The sequence below is a fragment of the Massilia sp. GCM10023247 genome (genome assembly GCF_042653325.1).
Classification (GTDB): domain Bacteria; phylum Pseudomonadota; class Gammaproteobacteria; order Burkholderiales; family Burkholderiaceae_D; genus Telluria.
Map to the genome: position 1 here is coordinate 1 of NZ_JBHSIB010000004.1, position 17,093 is coordinate 17,093.

Below are 17,093 nucleotides of genomic sequence, written 5' to 3' on the forward strand. Positions count from 1 at the left end.
TTTGCGCCGATGATAGTGCTGCAACCAGTGTGAAAGTAGGTTATCGTCAGGCTAGTTATAAGCAAAACCCCCGTAGAGTGATCTCTGCGGGGGTTTTTTGCGTTTGGGGTTGCAGGATGCGAGCATCGCCAGGGTGATCGAGCCGTAAAACGGTGGACGGAGCCTGCGCGGCCCGGCCACACCTACGCAATTCAGGCGCGTTTTCTGGCATTTCGTCGCAAATTCCGTCTTCGCCCTGGTCCAGGCGCTTACGATCTCTCATCAATTGGAGGGATCGGAATGAAAATGCTTCAATTAGGATGGAAGCGCATCGCGCTCGCCACCCTGGTGTTGTTCATCGTCGCCATCGTTTCCATGCTGCGTCTGGCCCGCCTGGAAACCACTTCCAACGGCGTGCACACACGGCTGCTACTGCCCACAAGCAGCGCTGCCAAGATCGGCATCCACATCTATTCCGGCACCGGAGACGACTCCACCTTGCCCGGATTTCTCGATGGTCCGATCGTGCGCCTGGATGACCGGCAGCGCTGGACCGCAACCTGGTTTTGCGAGAACAAGGTCGAACGGAAAACCGGAACGGACGCGGTGCTCGACATCCATTGTGCAGGCAAGGACACACGCTACCCAGTGAGGCGGGCGCGGGCAATTCCGCCGGCAAGCATGGCCATGCCGGCGAAGATGCTGGTGTTGAGCGACCTCGAAGGCAATATCCGCTTTCTCGACGCCGCGCTCCAGGAGCTGGGCGTGGCCGACGCTGCCGGAACCTGGACCTACGGTCGCGGCCATCTGGTCATCGCGGGCGACTCTGTCGACCGTGGGCGTGATGTCTTTGCCGTACTCTGGCGGCTGTATGCGCTGAGCCAGCAGGCGCAGGCGCAAGGCGGTGCGGTACACCTACTGCTGGGCAACCACGAACAGTACATGTTGCGAGGTAACGTATCGCGTGCGCATCGCGAGCATTTGTACGCGCTCGAGCAAATGGGGGGGACGGGGAAGGCCTTTGCGCCCAACACCGTGCTCGGCGCGTGGCTGCGCCGGCAACCGGTCGTCTTGCAGGCAGGGCGGGTACTGGTGGCGCATGGCGGGATCAGTCCCGCAGTGGCGGCAACCGGCTTGTCGGTCGCCCAGTTGAACGACGTCCAGCGCCATTATTGGGAAGGAGAGCGGACGCCGTCACCGGCGCTCGACGCCGTTCTCGGCCGCGCCGGGCTGAGCCAGTACCGGGGCTATTTCCCGCAGGCGCCAAGAAGCGACGACCAGGCCAGCGCGGCAGAGGTGCAGCGCATCCTGGCGCAATTCGGCGCCGATACCATTGTCGTCGGCCACACCCCGGTCGAACAGGTCACGCCGCTCCATGAAGGACGTGTCATCGCGATCGATGTCAACACGAGCACGGCGGCATCCGAAGCCCTCGTGTTCGAGGACGGCATCAGCCGCGTCGTACCGCTTCGCACGCGGCGCGAGCTCCCACAGGAAGGCACCGGTACCCGTAACCGGCCGCTACGCCTGGCCGACCTGCAGGATTGGCGTACCCTCGGCAGTGTCGTGCAGCGCAGCTATTCGCTATCCCAATTGCCTCATCCGTACTAGGGCCCGCTCCGCCTGCAGGGCCGCATTGCGTTAGCTCATCGCGGGTTTTGCCGCAGGGAGCATGATTTCCCGGTCACCTTTCCGCGGAGATACATATGCAAGAGACCCTCGACCCCGCCGGCCTGTCCGACAAGCTGGCCGCGCCCTTCAACGCCATCGTCTGCCGCCACCGCGCTTCGCTCATGCCGCTGCTTGGCGGCAGCGAAACGGCGGCGCGCGCGGCCTTGACGAACGACGAGGCGGTACGCAAGGTGGCCGTGTTTTGTTATCCCCTGTTGCCGGGCCTCGTGCGCCTGGCGATCAAAGAGCACGTGTTTGTCGGTTTCGTGATGAACAACCGGGAAAAGCTGCTGGTCCGCCTGACCGGCGATACGGCGCCGCACGCCGGCGCCTGACGAGCAACAGCAAGGCGCTACTGCGCGACGGGCTCGGCCTGGCTCGCGGTGGCGCGGCCGCGGCTGATGCTGTCGCCGTCCGACTTGCGCAGGCGCCGGAACACGGCGGCCGAGATCACCGTCATCAGGGCCAGCGCCCAGAATCCGCGGTGCAGCGCATCGGTGACCAGCACCTGGTTCGTTTGCGGTATGCGGCCGAGGAACCAGGCGGTGACCAGGGAACCGGTCGCCAGGCCAAAGCTCATCGACAACTGCTGGAACGAGCTCGAGATCGTGCTCGCCATGCTCGTGTCGTTCGGTTCGATGTCGGCATACGCCAGCGTATTCATGCTGGAAAACTGCAGCGAATTGAAGAAGCCTTGCATGAGACTGAGGCAGACGATCGCCGCCAGCGGCGTGTCGCGCCCGACCAGCCCGAACAGCCCGATCGTCACGCCAATGCACAGCGTGTTGACCACCAGCACCTGGCGGTAGCCGAAGCGCGCCAACACCTTGGGTGCAATCAATTTCATGCCCATCGCCGCCGCAGCCGCCGGCATCATCATCAGGCCCGACTGCCAGGCCGGCATGCCGAGCCCGAGCTGGTAGAGCAGGGGCAGCAGGAAGGGCAGGCCGCCGATGCCGAGGCGGGTCAGGAAGCCGCCGGCCACCGAAATGCGGAAGGTGCGCACCTTCAGCAAGGTCAACTGCAACAGCGGGAAGCGGATGCGCGACGCATGCAAGGCGTAGGCCGCCAGCAGGCCGATCGACAGCGCCAGCATCAGGCCCATCATGGTGCCGCTGAGCGCATGTTCGCCGAACACTTCCAGCAGCCAGGACAGGATGGCCGTGCCCGAGCTGAACAGGATCAGGCCGATCACGTCGAGCGGACGGCGCTCGTCGCCGCGGTAGTCCGGCATGTGGCGCCAGACCAGGTACATCGCGATCAGGCCGAACGGGATGTTAATGAAAAAGATCACGCGCCAGGAAGTCCAGTGCACGATCAGGCCGCCCACGGTCGGCCCGAGCAAGGGGCCGATCAGCGCCGGGATGATGACGAAGTTCATCGCTCCCAGCAGTTCGGACTTCGGGAAGGTGCGGACGATGGCGAGCCGGCCGACCGGCATCATCATGGCGCCGCCCAGGCCCTGCAGCAGGCGCGCCGCCGTCATCATGTCGGCGTTGGGCGCAAGGCCGCAGAGGACCGAGGCCAGGGTGAAGATGCCGATGGCGATCAGGAACACGCGCCGGGTGCCGTAACGGTCGGCCATCCAGCCGCTGACCGGGATGCCGACCGCAAGGCCGAGGATGTAGCTGGTGACGACCGATTTCAGGCTCAGCGGCGTCACCCCGAGGCTGGCCGCAATGCTGGGAATCGCCGTGTTGACGACCGTCGCGTCGAGCTGCTCCATGAACAGGGCAGTGGCGACGAGCCAGGGAAGGTAAGTCTTGACGCTGGAACTATTCAATCGGCTCTCATCCGGTCCGGCGCGCACGGGTGCGCGCGCCTGATCGAATTGTCACATAAATCGACAAAGGCCGATTTCTGGCAGGCCTGGAACGGCGGATCCGGCCAGGCCGCCTGCCCTCGCATCAGAAGCTGTAACGGGCGCTGGCGATGACGAAATTGACGCCGCTGTTCGGCTGCTTGATGCTGGCGTTTGAATAATGCTGGAACTTCAGGCCCAGGTCCCACTTGTTGCGCGTGACGTAGCCGATGCCGACATGGTCGCCGAACTGGAAAGCAGTGGAGAGCTTGTTGTCGTAGTTGTCATACAGCTCGGAAAGCAGGTTGGCGCCGATGCCGCCCTCGACATACCAGCCGAGTTTGTCATCGCTTTGATAGCGAAAGACCGGCGTAAAACCGATCACCCCGATGTGCTGGCGTTGGCCGCGCACGCCGCGGTAGGCGGTGCCGCGCCAATAGGCCGCCGATACGTCCCAGTAGCCGGACAGGTGGCGGCCATTCGAGGCAAACCAGCGCCAGTCCGGGTTCCAGTCCGACTGCAGGGCGAGGCGCACCATGCGCACCTTGGCGCCGCTGCCATAGTCGAATGAGGCGGAGTCGATCAGGCCCTGATCGGCGGCGAAGGCCGGATTCGCCATCGTGAGCGTTGCGCCAAGAAAAATTCCAAGTGTGTTTTGAAGTGAGGACATAATTGCTTTCGTTAGAAAGGCGCCAGTCCATGCTGGAACCATGAATTATTGTACTGGTACGAACGAAAACGCGTAGCTCGCACTCAAATCGTATAAAGGAACCATATGAGCATTTCCACTGTCGCTTTTCTCGGCATTGGCCTGATGGGCCGCCCGATGGCAACCCGTCTCGCCGCCGCCGGCATGACCGTGCGCGCCTGGAACCGGACGGCAGCAAAAGCGCAGGCACTGGCGCCGTACGGCGTGCAGCCATGCGCTTCGCTGGCGGAGGCGGTGGCCGGTGCCGGGGTCGTGATCTCGATGCTGGAAGCGGGGCCGGCAGTGGAGGCAGCCATGGACGCGGCCTTGCCCGCGCTGGCGCCGGGTACGCTCTGGATCGACATGAGCTCGACCCGCCACGACGAAGCGCTGGCCTTTCATGCGCGCTTGACGGACCAGGGCATGCGTTTTCTCGACGCGCCGGTGTCCGGCGGCGTGCCGGGCGCCGAGGCGGGGACGCTGGCGATCATGGTTGGCGGCAGCCTGGCCGACTTCGAGCAGGCCGCGCCCTTGTTTGCCGCCTTGGGCAGCGCGCGCCTGGTGGGGCCGGGCGGAAGCGGCCAGGTTGCCAAGCTATGCAATCAGTTGATTGTTGGCGCGACCATCAATATCGTCGCCGAAGCCTTGTTGCTGGCCCAGGCGGCCGGGGCCGATCCGGCCGCCGTGGCCGATGCGATCCGCGGCGGCTTCGCCGGCAGCCGCGTGCTCGAGGTACACGGGCGGCGCATGCTCGAGCGCGATTTCGTGCCGGGCGGGCAGGTCAAAAGCCAATTAAAAGACTTGCGCAACGTGCTGGCGGCGGCAGGGGAGGCGGGGCTGGCGCTGCCGATGGCGACGGCCGCCACCCACAGCTACGAGTCGATCGAGGGAGAATTCGGTGCGGCCGATCACGCGGCGGCCTTGTTGGCGCTGGAGCGGATCAACCCGGGGCAGAGGTTGGGGGCGGGGCCGGACCGCTTGCCGTAGGCGGTGCTGCGGGCCGGCGGGTGTGCATGAGCATGACCGCGTGGGCACTTGTGCCCACGCCACATCACGCCGCCGGCAACCCCGTCTCCACCAGCCTGACCCAATAACTCGCCCCGATCGGCAGCAATCGGTCATTGAAGTCATAACTACCGTTATGCAGCTGGCATGGGCCGAGTCCATGTCCGCCCGCGCGATGGTCGCCGTCGCCATTGCCGATGAAGACATAGCAGCCTGGCTTGGCCTGCAGCATGAACGCAAAATCCTCCGCGCCCATGGTCGGCTCGACCGCCGTGTTCACATTGGCGGCGCCGACCACGGAGCGCATCGCCTCGACCGCAAACTCGGTTTGCTCCGGATGGTTGATCAGCGGCGGGTAATTGCGCTTGAAGTCGAAGTCGACGCTCGCGTTATACGCGGCGGCCACGCCCTGCGCCATCTCGCCCATGCGGCGCTCGATCAGGTCGAGCACTTCGGTCGAGAAGGTGCGCACGGTGCCGATCAGCACCGCCTCGTCGGGAATCACGTTGGTCGCGCTGCCGGCGTGGATCTGGGTAATCGACAGCACCGCCGTCTCCAGCGGATTTTTTTCGCGCGAGACGATGGTTTGCCAGGCTTGCGCGATCTGCACCGCCACCATCACCGGATCGATGCCGCGGTGCGGCTGGGCAGCGTGTGCGCCCTTGCCCTTCACGACGACGCGGAACTCGTTACTGGAAGCCATCATCGGCCCCGGGATAACACCGAAGCTGCCCACGGGCAGGCCCGGCCAGTTGTGCATGCCATACACGGCCTCCATCGGGAATTGCTCGAACAGGCCGTCCTCGATCATCTTGCGGGCGCCGGCGCCGCCTTCCTCGGCCGGCTGGAAAATCAGGTACACCGTGCCGTCAAAGTTGCGATGACGCGACAAATAGTAGGCTGCGCCCAGTAGCATCGTCGTATGGCCGTCGTGGCCGCATGCATGCATCTTGCCGGCGTGGCGCGACGCATGGTCAAATGTGTTGAGTTCTTGCATCGGCAACGCATCCATGTCGGCGCGCAGGCCAATCGCGCGGGAAGAGGTGCCGTTCTTGATGATGCCGACCACGCCTGTCTTGCCCAGCCCGCGTACGACCGGGATGCCCCATTCGGCCAGGCGCGCGGCGACCACGTCGGCGGTGCGTTGTTCTTCGTAGCAGAGTTCGGGGTGGGCGTGCAGGTCGCGGCGGATATGCTCCAGCTCGGCTTGAAATGCAAGGATAGGTTCAACGAGTCTCATCTGGTTCTCCCTGGCTGTATGGACAGCTATGCAAGTGTTTGAACTATTGTAGCCCGTCTCAACATGCGAAATCCAGCCTGCGGCCCCGGCCCTGGCGGAATCCGCTAAAGTATTGGTTTTTCGACGTTTTTCCCTAGAATCGATCCCGATGTCCATCACCCAAGTCCGCGCCGCCTGTCCCCACGATTGCCCCGATACCTGTGCCCTGCTTGTCACCGTCGAAGACGGCGTGGCGACCGAAGTGCGCGGCGATCCGGAGCATCCCACCACGGCCGGCGTGCTGTGCACGAAAGTGTCGCGCTACGTCGAGCGCACCTATTCCCCGGACCGGGTGCTGTACCCGATGCGCCGCGTCGGCAACAAGGGAGAGGGAAAATTCGAGCGCATTAGCTGGGATACTGCCCTGGATGAGATCGCCTATCGCTTGAAGCTGATTTCCGCGCGCGACCCGCAGGCCATTCTCCCCTACAGCTATTGCGGCACCATGGGCCTGGTGCAGGGAGAAGCGATGTCGATGCGCTTCTTCAACAAGCTGGGCGCCTCGCTGCTCGACCGCACCATCTGCGCCACCGCCGGCTTTACCGGCTACAAGTACACGATCGGCGCCTCGATCGGCACCGACATGGAGCAGTTCCAGGACGCCAAGCTGATCATCATCTGGGGCGGCAACCCGATCGCCTCCAACCTGCACTTCTGGATGCGCGCCCAGGAAGCCAAGCGCCGCGGCGCCAAGCTGATCGCGATCGATCCCTACCGCTCGCTGACGGCTGAAAAATGCCATCAGCACATTGCGCTGCTGCCCGGTACGGACGCCGCGCTGGCCCTGGGCCTGATGCACGTGCTGGTCCAGGAAGACCTGCTCGACCACGACTACATCGCCAACCACACCCTCGGCTTCGAGGAACTCAAGGGCCGCGTGGCCGAGTGGACGCCCGAGCGCACCGCCGAGACCTGCGGCATCACGGCCAGGGAAGTGGTGGACCTGGCGCGCCTGTACGGCGGCATGGCCAGGCAGGGCGAAGCGGTCGCGATCCGCTGCAACTACGGCGTGCAGCGCGCACGCGGCGGCGGCATGGCGGTGCGCAACATGAGCTGCCTGCCGGCGCTGGTCGGCGCCTGGCGCCACGCGGCCGGCGGCATCCAGTTGTCGACCTCGGGCTCGTTCCCGGCCAACCGCGCGGCCCTGCAGCGGCCCGACTTGCTCGAAGGACGCACGCCGCGCACGATCAACATGACGACCATCGGCGACGACTTGCTGAAGGAGTCCTCGCCCGAGTTCGGCCCGAAGGTCGAAGCGGTCATCGTGTATAACGCCAACCCGCTGGCGATCGCGCCCGATTCGAGCAAGGTGCAGCAAGCCTTCGAGCGCGAAGACCTGTTCACGGTGGTGCTGGAACACTTCCGCACCGACAGCGCCGATTACGCCGACATCCTGCTGCCGGCCACGACCCAGCTCGAACACGTCGATGCGCACCTGGCCTATGGCCACCTGTACATGATGGCGAACAACGCCGCGATTGCGCCGATGGGAGAAGCCAAGCCGAACACGGAAATCTTCCGGCTGCTCGCGGCGCGCATGGGTTTCGACGATCCCTGCTTCCTTGAAACGGACGACCAGCTGGCCGCGCAAGCCTTCGATAAATCCCATGCGCGCGCGATCCACTTCGACTGGGAATCGCTCAAACAGAAGGGCTGGCAAAAACTGGCGATGCCCGATGCGCCGTTTGCGCAGGGCGGTTTCCCTACGCCCTCGGGCAAGTGCGAGTTTTATTCGAGCACGATGGCGCGCGATGGCCTCGATCCGCTCCCAAGCTATATCGCGCCCTACGAATCGAAGGCCTCGAATCCGAAGCTGGCCGAAAAATACCCGCTGGCGATGATTTCTCCGCCTGCCCGCAACTTCTTGAACTCCACCTTTGTCAACGTACAAAGCCTGCGTGCAACCGAGGGCGAGCCGCACCTCGACATCCACCCATTCGATGCCGCCCCGCGCGGCATCGCCCACGGCGACATGGCACGTATCTTCAACGATCGCGGCTCGTTTATTGCCAAGGCGCGCGTCACCGAGAAAGCGCGGCCTGGCCTGGTGGTGGGCTTGTCGATCTGGTGGAAGAAACTCGCCAAGGACGGCAAGAACGCCAATGAAGTGACCAGCCAGCGCCTGACCGACATGGGCCGGGCGCCCACTTTCTACGATACCCTGGTGCAGGTCGAAAAAGCCGCACCGATACCCGGACATGAAGACGCCATCCTCTAGCCTTTCGCGCCTGTTGCGGCGTGCCCTCGTCATGGGGGCCGCCGCCGGCGCCGCCGCATTACTTGCCAGTTGTTCTACTCTGAATTACTACAGCCAGGCCGCCCAGGGCCAGCTCGAACTCCTCGCCGACGCCCGCCCCATCGATGACTGGCTGGCCGATCCGGCCACCAACACCTCGCTGCGGCACCGCCTCGAGACGGCGCGCCAGATCCGCCGCTTCGCCGTCCAGCAGATGGGCTTGCCGGACAACGGCAGCTATACCAACTACGCCTCCCTGAACCGCAAGTACGTGCTGTGGAATGTCGTGGCCACGCCGGAACTGTCTTTGAAACCCCTGCAGTGGTGCTTCCCGGTGGCCGGCTGCGTGAACTACCGCGGCTACTACAGCAAGGCCGACGCCGACGCCTATGCCAGGGAACTGCGCGCCCAGGGCCGCGATGTCGAGGTCGGCGGCGTGAGTGCTTATTCGACCCTCGGCTGGTTCCGCGACCCGCTGATCTCGACCTTCATCAACTACCCGGATGCGGAACTGGCGCGCCTGATCTTCCACGAGCTGGCCCACCAGGTGACTTATGTGGCGGGCGACTCGCGCTTCAACGAATCCTTCGCCAGCGCGGTCGAGGAAGCCGGCGTCGAGCTCTGGCTCGAGCGCTTCGGCAACCCGGCGATGCGCGAGAGCTACCAGCGCTACACGGTGCGGAGAAAGGATTTCCTGGCATTGCTGCTGAAGTACCGGCGCGAGCTGGAGCGCACCTATGCCTTGCCCATCGGCGACGAGGACAAGCGCGTGGCCAAGGCGCGCCTGTTCCTCGGCCTGAAGGACGAGTACCAGGTGCTCAAGGCGAGCTGGGGCGGCTATGCGGGCTACGACCGCTTCTTCGCCGAGCCCTTGTCGAACGCCCACCTGGCCTCGATAGCGACCTATAACGACTACGTCCCGGCCTTCCGCGCGCTGCTGCGCGAAGAGAAAAACTTCGGGGCCTTCTACCGCAAGGTCAACGGCCTGGCCAGGCTCGACAAGGACGAGCGCCAGCGTGCCCTGAAGCTGATCGACGTCGCCGCGCCGCCAGGCACCTTCATGGTGCACCGCACCAGCGCCGCCGCCCCGTAGAGTGCCTGTTCCAATCGGCCGCAAAAAGCTTGCTTCTCTGCCCGCTGCCCGATAGCATCACAATCAGCAATAGCAAAGGCGCAAGCACGCTGCACGCCCATACCGTTCGCACTGGAAGGCGACGGTATCGGATATAACGATACTATTGGAGACAGGGGTAACTGATGGACAAAAATTGGTTGAAGTCGTATCCGCCCGGCGTCCCCGCCGAGATCAATCCCGACCAGTACACGTCGCTCGTGCACATGCTGGACGAATCGTTCCAGAAGTACGCGCAGAACAACGCCTACGTGTGCATGGACAAGTTCCTCACCTATGCGGAACTCGACGCCTGCTCGAAGAAGCTGGCCGGCTGGCTGCAAAGCCGCGGCATGGCCAAGGGCGCGCGCGTGGCGGTGATGATGCCGAACGTGCTCCAGTACCCGATTGCCATTGCCGCGATCTTGCGTGCCGGCTACACCGTGGTCAACGTCAACCCGCTGTACACCCCGCGCGAACTCGAACATCAATTGAAGGACTCGGGCAGCGAAGCGATCATCGTGCTCGAGAACTTCGCACACACGCTCGAGCAGGTGCTGAAGAACACCCCGGTGCGCCACATCGTCGTGGCCAGCATGGGCGAGATGCTCGGCGGCGCCAAGGGCATGCTGGTCAACTTCGTCGTCCGTAACGTCAAGAAGATGGTGCCCGACTTCGCGCTGCCGAACATGGTGCGCTTCAAGGAAGCGCTGGCGCAGGGCGGCAAGATGCCGTTCACCCCGGCCACGCTGACGGCGAACGACATCGCCTTCCTCCAGTACACGGGCGGCACCACCGGCGTGTCGAAGGGCGCCACGCTGACCCACCGCAACGTGATCGCCAACGTGCTGCAGACCGAAGCCTGGTCGCAGCCGGCGATGGCCGAGCCGCCGGTGGCCGCCTTCCCGACCATCGTCTGCGCGCTGCCGCTGTACCACATCTTCGCGCTGACGGCCTGCGCCATGTGGGGCATGCGCGTCGGCGCCCTGAACATCCTGATCCCGAACCCGCGCGACATCCCCGGCTTCATCAAGGAACTGGGCAAGTACCAGATCACCATGCTGCCGGCCGTGAACACGCTCTACAACGCGCTGGTCAACCACCCGGACTTCGCCAAGCTCGACTTCTCGAACCTGAAGATTTCGAACGGCGGCGGCATGGCCGTGCAGAAGGCGGTCAGCGACAAGTGGAAGCTGGTCACCGGCCGCGCCATCATCGAGGGCTACGGCCTGTCGGAGACGTCGCCGGTCGCCACCTGCAACCGCGCCGACGAAAAGGAGTTCACCGGCACCATCGGCCTGCCTGTGCCGTCGACCGACATCGCCATCCTCGACGACGACGGCAAGCCGGTGCCTGTGGGCGAGCCCGGCGAGATCGCGATCCGCGGCCCGCAGGTGATGGCCGGCTACTGGAACCGCCCGGACGAAACGGCCAAGGTCATGACGGCCGACGGCTTCTTCAAGTCGGGCGACGTCGGCATCATGGACGAGCGCGGCTACGTGAAAATCGTCGACCGCAAGAAGGACATGATCCTGGTGTCGGGCTTTAACGTCTATCCGAACGAACTCGAAGGCGTGATCGCCGCCCATCCGGGCGTGCTCGAATGCGCGATCGTCGGCGTGCCGGACGAGAATTCGGGCGAGGCCGTGAAGGCCTTCGTGGTACGCAAGGACCCGAACCTGACGGAAGCGGCGCTGATGGACTACTGCAAGCAGCAGTTCACCGCCTACAAGAAGCCGAAGTACATCGAATTCCGCGACGAGCTGCCGAAGACCAACGTCGGCAAGATCCTGCGGCGCGCGCTGCGCGACGAACAGCAGCAAAGGAAGGACAAGCAGGACAAGCAGGTAGCCTGACGCGCCCTCGGCGCAACAGGCCTGCTGTCCGTTGGCATCGCCGCCCGGCTTTCCGGGCGGCTTTGCATTTTATTGGACACACAGCATTCAAGAAGGCGAGGCATAGATGGACAAGTTTTGGCTCAAGTCGTACCAGGCTGGCGTAGCGGCGGAGATCGACCCGGCGCAGTACCGCTCCCTGACCCATTTGCTGGAGGAATCCTTCCGCAAGTACGCAGGCCAACGCGCCTTTGCCTGCATGGACAAGACCATCACTTACGGCGAGCTCGACCGCATGTCCCAGCAGATGGCCGCCTGGCTGCAAAGCCGTGGCCTGCAGCCGGGCGCGCGGGTGGCGATCATGTTGCCGAACGTGCTGCAATACCCGGTGGCGATGGCGGCAGCGCTGCGCGGCGGCTACACCATCGTCAACGTCAACCCGCTGTATACCCCGCGCGAACTGCAGCACCAGCTGGTCGATTCGGGCGCCGAGGCGCTGGTGGTGCTGGAAAACTTTGCGCATACGGTGCAGCAGGTGGTCAACCACACCCAGGTCAAGCACGTCATCGTCGGCAGCATGGGAGATTTGCTGGGCACCGTGAAGGGCACCATCGTCAACCTGGTGGTGCGCAAGGTGAAAAAGATGGTGCCGGCCTGGTCGCTGCCCGGCAGCACCCCGTTCAACAGGATGCTGGCCGACGGCGCCCGCATGAGTTTTAAACCGGTCACGCTCGGCCACGACGACGTCGCCTTCCTGCAGTACACCGGCGGCACCACGGGCGTCTCGAAAGGCGCCGTGCTGCTGCACCGGAACGTGCTGGCCAACGTGCTGCAGAACGAAGCCTGGTTCGGCCCTTCGCTGTCGCGCGCACCAAGCGGGCGCCAGCTCGAATTCATGTGCGCGCTGCCGCTGTATCACATCTACGCGCTGACCGTCTGCGCGCTGCTCGGCATGCGCCTGGGCGCGATGAACGTCCTGATCCCGAACCCGCGCGACATGGACGGCTTCATCAAGGAACTGGGCAAGTACAAGATCAACGTCTTCCCGGCCGTGAACACGCTGTACAACGGCCTGGTCAACCAGCCCGGCTTTGCCAAGCTCGATCATTCCGGCTACCTGGTCTGCCCGGGCGGCGGCATGGCCGTGCAGCAGGCGGTGGCCGACAAATGGCTGAAAATCACCGGCACTCCGATTGTCGAGGGCTACGGCTTGTCCGAGACCTCGCCGGTCGTCACCGCCAACCGCTGCGACATCAGCGATTTCACGGGCACCATCGGCCTGCCGCTGCCCTCGACCGAGGTGGCGATCCTCGACGAGGCGAACCAGCCGGTGCCCTTCGGCCAGTCCGGAGAAATCGCCGTGCGCGGCCCGCAGGTGATGGCCGGCTACTGGAAGCGCGACGACGAAACGGCCAAGGTGATGACCCCGGATGGCTTCATGAAGACCGGCGACATCGGCATCATGGACGAGAAGGGCTACACCCGCATCGTCGACCGCAAGAAGGACATGATCCTGGTCTCGGGTTTCAACGTGTACCCGAACGAAGTCGAAAACGTGGTCGCCTCGCACCCGGGCGTGCTGGAAGTGGCCTGCGTCGGCGTGCCGGACAAGAACTCGGGCGAGGCGGTGAAGCTGTACGTGGTGAAAAAGGACCCGGCGCTCACCGCCGAAGCGCTGCTCGACTTCTGCAAGACTGAACTGACCGGCTACAAGCGCCCGCGCCACGTCGAATTCCGCGAGACGCTGCCGAAGACCAACGTCGGCAAGATCCTGCGGCGCGAGCTGAGGGACGAGAAGCAGTCGGCATGAAGGGGCCGGCAAATCGCAGCGCCCACAAGAAGCCGGCCACGAAGGCCCGCGATCTCGGTCTGCTGGGCCTGGCATCCGCCCTCGCTGTGTTTGTGGGACTCGCGCTCACTCAGGCCATCCTCGCCTGCGTGTCATCGGTGGGTTACGAACTGAGCGGGAGCGGAGCGGGCTGGTTGCGCGTTATCGTGCTCGCGCTGTGCGTCGGGTGGGGGCAGCGGTTCGCCATACGGCGCTTCGGGATCAAGCTTTAAAACCGGCGCCGCGCACCGGCCTGACCCCGGCCGTGCGCGCCTACCCTGCAACATGATGTGACAGAGCCCGCCGACGGACCCTCGCCGGCTGGCGGCTGCTTCTCGGCCGGATCAGTACAAGGCCGCCGCATCGATGCGCTGCTCGACGGCCGCAAGCCGCGCCGCTTGCAGCTGCTGCAGTCTCATGACCAGTTCCGCGCCCGCTTTGTCGGGCGACCCGCAATCGAAGGGCGGTTGCGGGTCGTATTCGAAGGCCAGTTGCAGGGTTTTCGCCAGCGCGTCGCCTGCCAGTTCGGCCGCCAGCGCCAGGCCGAAATCGATACCCGCGGTCACCCCGCCGCCGGAAATGCGGTTGCGGTCGCGCACGATCCGCGCCGCCACGGGCTCCGCACCAAAACGGGGCAGGTGATGACGCCACATCCAGTGGCAGGCCGCCCGGTAGCCGTCCAGCAGGCCTGCCGCGCCCAGCACCAGCGAGCCGTTGCAGACGGACGTGACGTAGCGCGCAGCCTCACCCTGGCGGCGCAGGAAATCGAGCGTCTCGCGGTCTCCCAGCAGTTCGCCGATACCAAAGCCGCCCGGCACGCACAGGACGTCGAGCCGCGGACTGGCATCGAAGCGGCAAGTGGGGACGATGGCGAAACCGGCGTCCGTCATCACCGGCTCCGTATCCTTCCACAGCAGGTGCACCTTCGCATGCGGGACCCGGCTCAGGATCTGGACCGGGCCGGTCAGGTCGAGCTGGGTGAGATTGGGAAACAGCAGGAAGCCGATGTGAATGGTTTCGTTCATGTCTGCACCGTCGTGAGAGAAAGTGCCATTCTAGAAAGCTTTTAAATGGCAGAAATGACAGAATCACGTTAAATTCTGCCAATGCCACCCCCGCTCAACATTGCCATACTGGCTTATGCCGGCGTCCAGATCCTGGACGTGACCGGTCCCGCCGCCGTCTTCGCCGCCGCCAACCAGGCGGCGGGCAACCCGCGTTACCGGCTGCATGTCCTGTCGCCAGAGGGTGGGGAAGTGAGCAGTAACTGCGGCCTCGCGCTCGGCACCCAGCCCTTCTGCACGGTCGAAGCGGGCACGCTCGACACCGTGCTCGTCGCCGGCGGCGATGCGGCCGCGCTGCGCCAGCTCGCCCGGCATGGCGCGGTCGCGGCCTGGCTGAGAGAGGCGAGCACGCGCGCACGGCGTTTCGGTTCGATCTGCACCGGAGTCTTCCTGCTGGCACACCTGGGCCTGGTCGACGGCAAGCGCGTCGCGACCCACTGGCAAGCCTGCTCCGAACTGTCCAGGCGCTATCCGCAGGTACAGGTCGATGCGAACGCGCTGTATGTGGAGGATGGCCGGGTGTGGACCTCCGCCGGTGTCACGACCGGGATCGACATGGCGCTGGCGCTCGTCGAGCGCGATCTCGGCGCTGCCGTCGCCGGCGCCGTCGCCAGGGGCCTGGTGCTGTACGCGCGGCGTCCCGGCTACCAGTCCCAGTTCAGCTCCTTGTTGATGGCCCAGGCCCAGGCCAGCGCACCGTTTTCCGGCCTGATCGACTGGATCCGGAGCCACCTGTCGGCCAGGCTCGACGTGCCGACGCTGGCCGCGCGGATGTCGATGTCCGACCGCAGTTTTCACCGGAAATTCACGCAGGCCGTTGGCGACACCCCCGCGCGTTTCGTGGAAACCCTGCGGCTGGAGGAGGCGCGCAGCCTGCTGGCTGCCGGCGCTCCGCTCAAGGAGATCGCGGCACGCACCGGCTATGCGACGGCGGCACAGTTTTCCAAGGCATTCGACCGTCGCTTCGGCATGGCGCCGGCGCTGTTTCGCGACATGCACGCGCAATCGCCAGCCATGCGGGAGTGCGCACCTACCGGCGCGTGAGCGTGGGCGAACCGGCCTGAACGGCAAACGAAGCCAGCACCGACTGGCCGGAGTCCGCGTCGTGCACATTGTCGAGTGCGATAAAGCGGGCGTTCGCCGCCTGCGGCGTGACCTCGATCAGCATGTACCCGCGCTTGTCGCTGCGCCCGTACAGCATGTGCGGATTGCGCTCGACGTTTTCCTGGGTACGGTGCTGCGGGCGCGAACTCGAGGTGATCGAGGTGCCGCAGAATTCCGGCGCCAGCACCGGGTTGCTTTTCGAGACCGGCCGGCCGAAATCGCGCCGCAACTCGCTGGCATAAAAGGTGTGCACGTCGCCGGCCAGTACCAGCGGATTGTTCGCCCCGCTTTTTACGAGCGCGTCGAGCAGGCGCCGCCGCGCCAGCGGATAGCCGTCCCAGCCATCGGTCCAGAAGCGCCCATCCTCGGGGAGCCGCACCGGCACCCCGCTCGACTGCGCCATCGGCGTCTGCTGGGCCAGGATGTTCCAGCGTGCACGCGAAGACGACAAACCCTGGGCCAGCCAGGCTTCCTGCTCGCTGCCCAGCATCGTGCGGCTGGGGTCGCGCAGCGCTTCGCAGGCGCGCGCCAGCACCACGTTCGAGCCGCCGCGCCCGGGTTTCGGACAGGGCAGCGGCGAGCGGTACTGGCGGTCGTCGAGGACGTGGAAGCGCGCCAGGCGGCCCCAGTCATAGCGCTGGAACATACGGAGGGAACCGAAGCGCCCGCTCTGCGGCGGCGGCAGGCGCAGCGGCATGTGTTCATAAAAGGCCTGGTAGGCGGCGGCGCGGCGCGCGGCGAAGTCGCCCGATAGCCGCTCGTCGATGTCGCCGGCGTAGTCGTTGGCGACTTCGTGGTCGTCCCAGGTCACGATCCAGGGCGCGGCGTGGTGCGCGTTTTGCAGGTCGGGATCGCTTTTATATTGCGCGTAGCGCGCGCGGTACTGGGCCAGCGTGAACGATTCGTGGCTGCGGATCGCCCGGGCCGGATGGCGCAGCTGGTAGGGACCCCATTCGTAGATGTAATCGCCCAGGAAGGCGACCAGGTCCGGCGCGGCGGCGGCAATGTGGCGGTGCGCGGCGTAGTGGCCGAATTCCCAGTGCTGGCAGGAGGCGACCGCCAGTCTGAATAGCGCGGGCAGGGCGTCGGCCAACGGTGCGGTGCGGGTGCGGCCGACCGGGCTGACGGCATTGCCGAGCATGAAGCGATACCAGTAGACGCGGTCCGGCCGCAATCCGGTGGCGTCGACGTGGACGCTGTGCGCCAGCGCCGGGGAAGCGACCGCCTTGCCTTGCGCCACGACCTTGCGAAACGCCTCGTCCTCGGCCACTTCCCAGCGCACGGTCAGCGCGATCGCGGGGCTGGAGGCCGCATCGAGCGGGTCGGGCAGGATGCGGGTCCACAGGATGACGGCATGCGGCAGCGGCGAGCCGGAGGCGACGCCGAGCGAAAAGGGGTACGAGGAAGCAGCGCTGGCCGGCAGGCTGGCGCCGGCACTGCCGAGGGCAAGCAGGCGCGCCGCATCGAGCAGGAAGGTCCGGCGCGCCTCCAA

Annotated in this window: 14 protein-coding genes; 9 read left to right on the top strand and 5 right to left on the bottom strand. The window is 65.2% G+C overall.

Annotated elements, in window-relative coordinates; genetic code table 11:
- The first annotated feature begins 279 nt into the window (after window positions 1-279).
- Both ACFPAH_RS00960 and ACFPAH_RS00965 read left to right on the top strand, forming a co-directional pair.
- Entirely contained in the window at window positions 280-1,590 is a 1,311-nt protein-coding gene (locus ACFPAH_RS00960; protein ID WP_379739259.1) for a metallophosphoesterase, read from the top strand.
- Between the two features lie 95 nt (window positions 1,591-1,685).
- Entirely contained in the window at window positions 1,686-1,985 is a 300-nt protein-coding gene (locus ACFPAH_RS00965; protein ID WP_379739262.1) for a hypothetical protein, read from the top strand.
- Between the two features lie 17 nt (window positions 1,986-2,002).
- On the opposite strand, the gene ACFPAH_RS00970 is transcribed toward ACFPAH_RS00965, so the two are convergent.
- Both ACFPAH_RS00970 and ACFPAH_RS00975 read right to left on the bottom strand, forming a co-directional pair.
- Window positions 2,003-3,433 carry a DHA2 family efflux MFS transporter permease subunit gene (locus ACFPAH_RS00970; protein ID WP_379739265.1) on the bottom strand — a complete coding sequence of 477 codons (1,431 nt, stop codon included), beginning with the start codon at window positions 3,431-3,433 and terminating at the stop codon, window positions 2,003-2,005.
- A 124-nt stretch (window positions 3,434-3,557) separates the two neighbouring features.
- Window positions 3,558-4,121, bottom strand: a complete 564-nt coding sequence (locus ACFPAH_RS00975; protein WP_379739267.1) for an acyloxyacyl hydrolase — start codon at window positions 4,119-4,121, stop codon at window positions 3,558-3,560.
- A 105-nt stretch (window positions 4,122-4,226) separates the two neighbouring features.
- Here ACFPAH_RS00975 and ACFPAH_RS00980 point away from each other — a divergent pair, with 105 nt between their 5' ends.
- The gene (locus tag ACFPAH_RS00980; protein WP_379739270.1) at window positions 4,227-5,126 is read left to right on the top strand and encodes an NAD(P)-dependent oxidoreductase; all 900 of its coding nucleotides are present in this window, start codon (window positions 4,227-4,229) and stop codon (window positions 5,124-5,126) included.
- 64 nt (window positions 5,127-5,190) lie between these two features.
- Here the strand turns inward: ACFPAH_RS00980 and ACFPAH_RS00985 are convergent, their stop codons facing one another.
- Complete coding sequence (locus ACFPAH_RS00985; RefSeq protein WP_379739272.1) at window positions 5,191-6,384, bottom strand: M20 aminoacylase family protein; 1,194 nt, start codon at window positions 6,382-6,384, stop codon at window positions 5,191-5,193.
- A gap of 148 nt (window positions 6,385-6,532) precedes the next feature.
- Here ACFPAH_RS00985 and ACFPAH_RS00990 point away from each other — a divergent pair, with 148 nt between their 5' ends.
- From ACFPAH_RS00990 to ACFPAH_RS01010, 5 genes are all read left to right on the top strand, one after another.
- Window positions 6,533-8,641, top strand: a complete 2,109-nt coding sequence (locus ACFPAH_RS00990; protein ID WP_379739274.1) for a molybdopterin-containing oxidoreductase family protein — start codon at window positions 6,533-6,535, stop codon at window positions 8,639-8,641.
- Window positions 8,622-9,752 (top strand): aminopeptidase, encoded by a 1,131-nt coding sequence (locus ACFPAH_RS00995; protein WP_379739276.1) that lies wholly within the window; start codon window positions 8,622-8,624, stop codon window positions 9,750-9,752. The genes ACFPAH_RS00990 and ACFPAH_RS00995 overlap by 20 nt, the downstream gene beginning before the upstream one ends.
- 164 nt (window positions 9,753-9,916) lie before the next feature.
- Window positions 9,917-11,626, top strand: coding sequence for a long-chain-fatty-acid--CoA ligase (locus tag ACFPAH_RS01000; RefSeq protein WP_379739278.1), 1,710 nt, complete (start codon window positions 9,917-9,919; stop codon window positions 11,624-11,626).
- A gap of 106 nt (window positions 11,627-11,732) precedes the next feature.
- The gene (locus ACFPAH_RS01005; protein ID WP_379739281.1) at window positions 11,733-13,415 is read left to right on the top strand and encodes a long-chain-fatty-acid--CoA ligase; all 1,683 of its coding nucleotides are present in this window, start codon (window positions 11,733-11,735) and stop codon (window positions 13,413-13,415) included.
- Entirely contained in the window at window positions 13,412-13,666 is a 255-nt protein-coding gene (locus ACFPAH_RS01010) for a hypothetical protein (protein ID WP_379739284.1), read from the top strand. Before ACFPAH_RS01005 ends, ACFPAH_RS01010 begins: the two co-directional genes overlap by 4 nt.
- A 111-nt stretch (window positions 13,667-13,777) precedes the next feature.
- Here ACFPAH_RS01010 and ACFPAH_RS01015 read toward each other — a convergent pair whose 3' ends face one another.
- Window positions 13,778-14,458 (bottom strand): DJ-1/PfpI family protein, encoded by a 681-nt coding sequence (locus ACFPAH_RS01015; RefSeq protein WP_379739287.1) that lies wholly within the window; start codon window positions 14,456-14,458, stop codon window positions 13,778-13,780.
- Between the two features lie 81 nt (window positions 14,459-14,539).
- Between ACFPAH_RS01015 and ACFPAH_RS01020 the strand changes: the two genes are divergently transcribed.
- Window positions 14,540-15,541, top strand: a complete 1,002-nt coding sequence (locus ACFPAH_RS01020) for a GlxA family transcriptional regulator (RefSeq protein WP_379739290.1) — start codon at window positions 14,540-14,542, stop codon at window positions 15,539-15,541.
- Here the strand turns inward: ACFPAH_RS01020 and ACFPAH_RS01025 are convergent.
- Window positions 15,528-17,093, bottom strand: coding sequence for an alkaline phosphatase D family protein (locus tag ACFPAH_RS01025; RefSeq protein ID WP_379739293.1), 1,566 nt, complete (start codon window positions 17,091-17,093; stop codon window positions 15,528-15,530). The two genes, ACFPAH_RS01020 and ACFPAH_RS01025, sit on opposite strands and share 14 nt — an antisense overlap.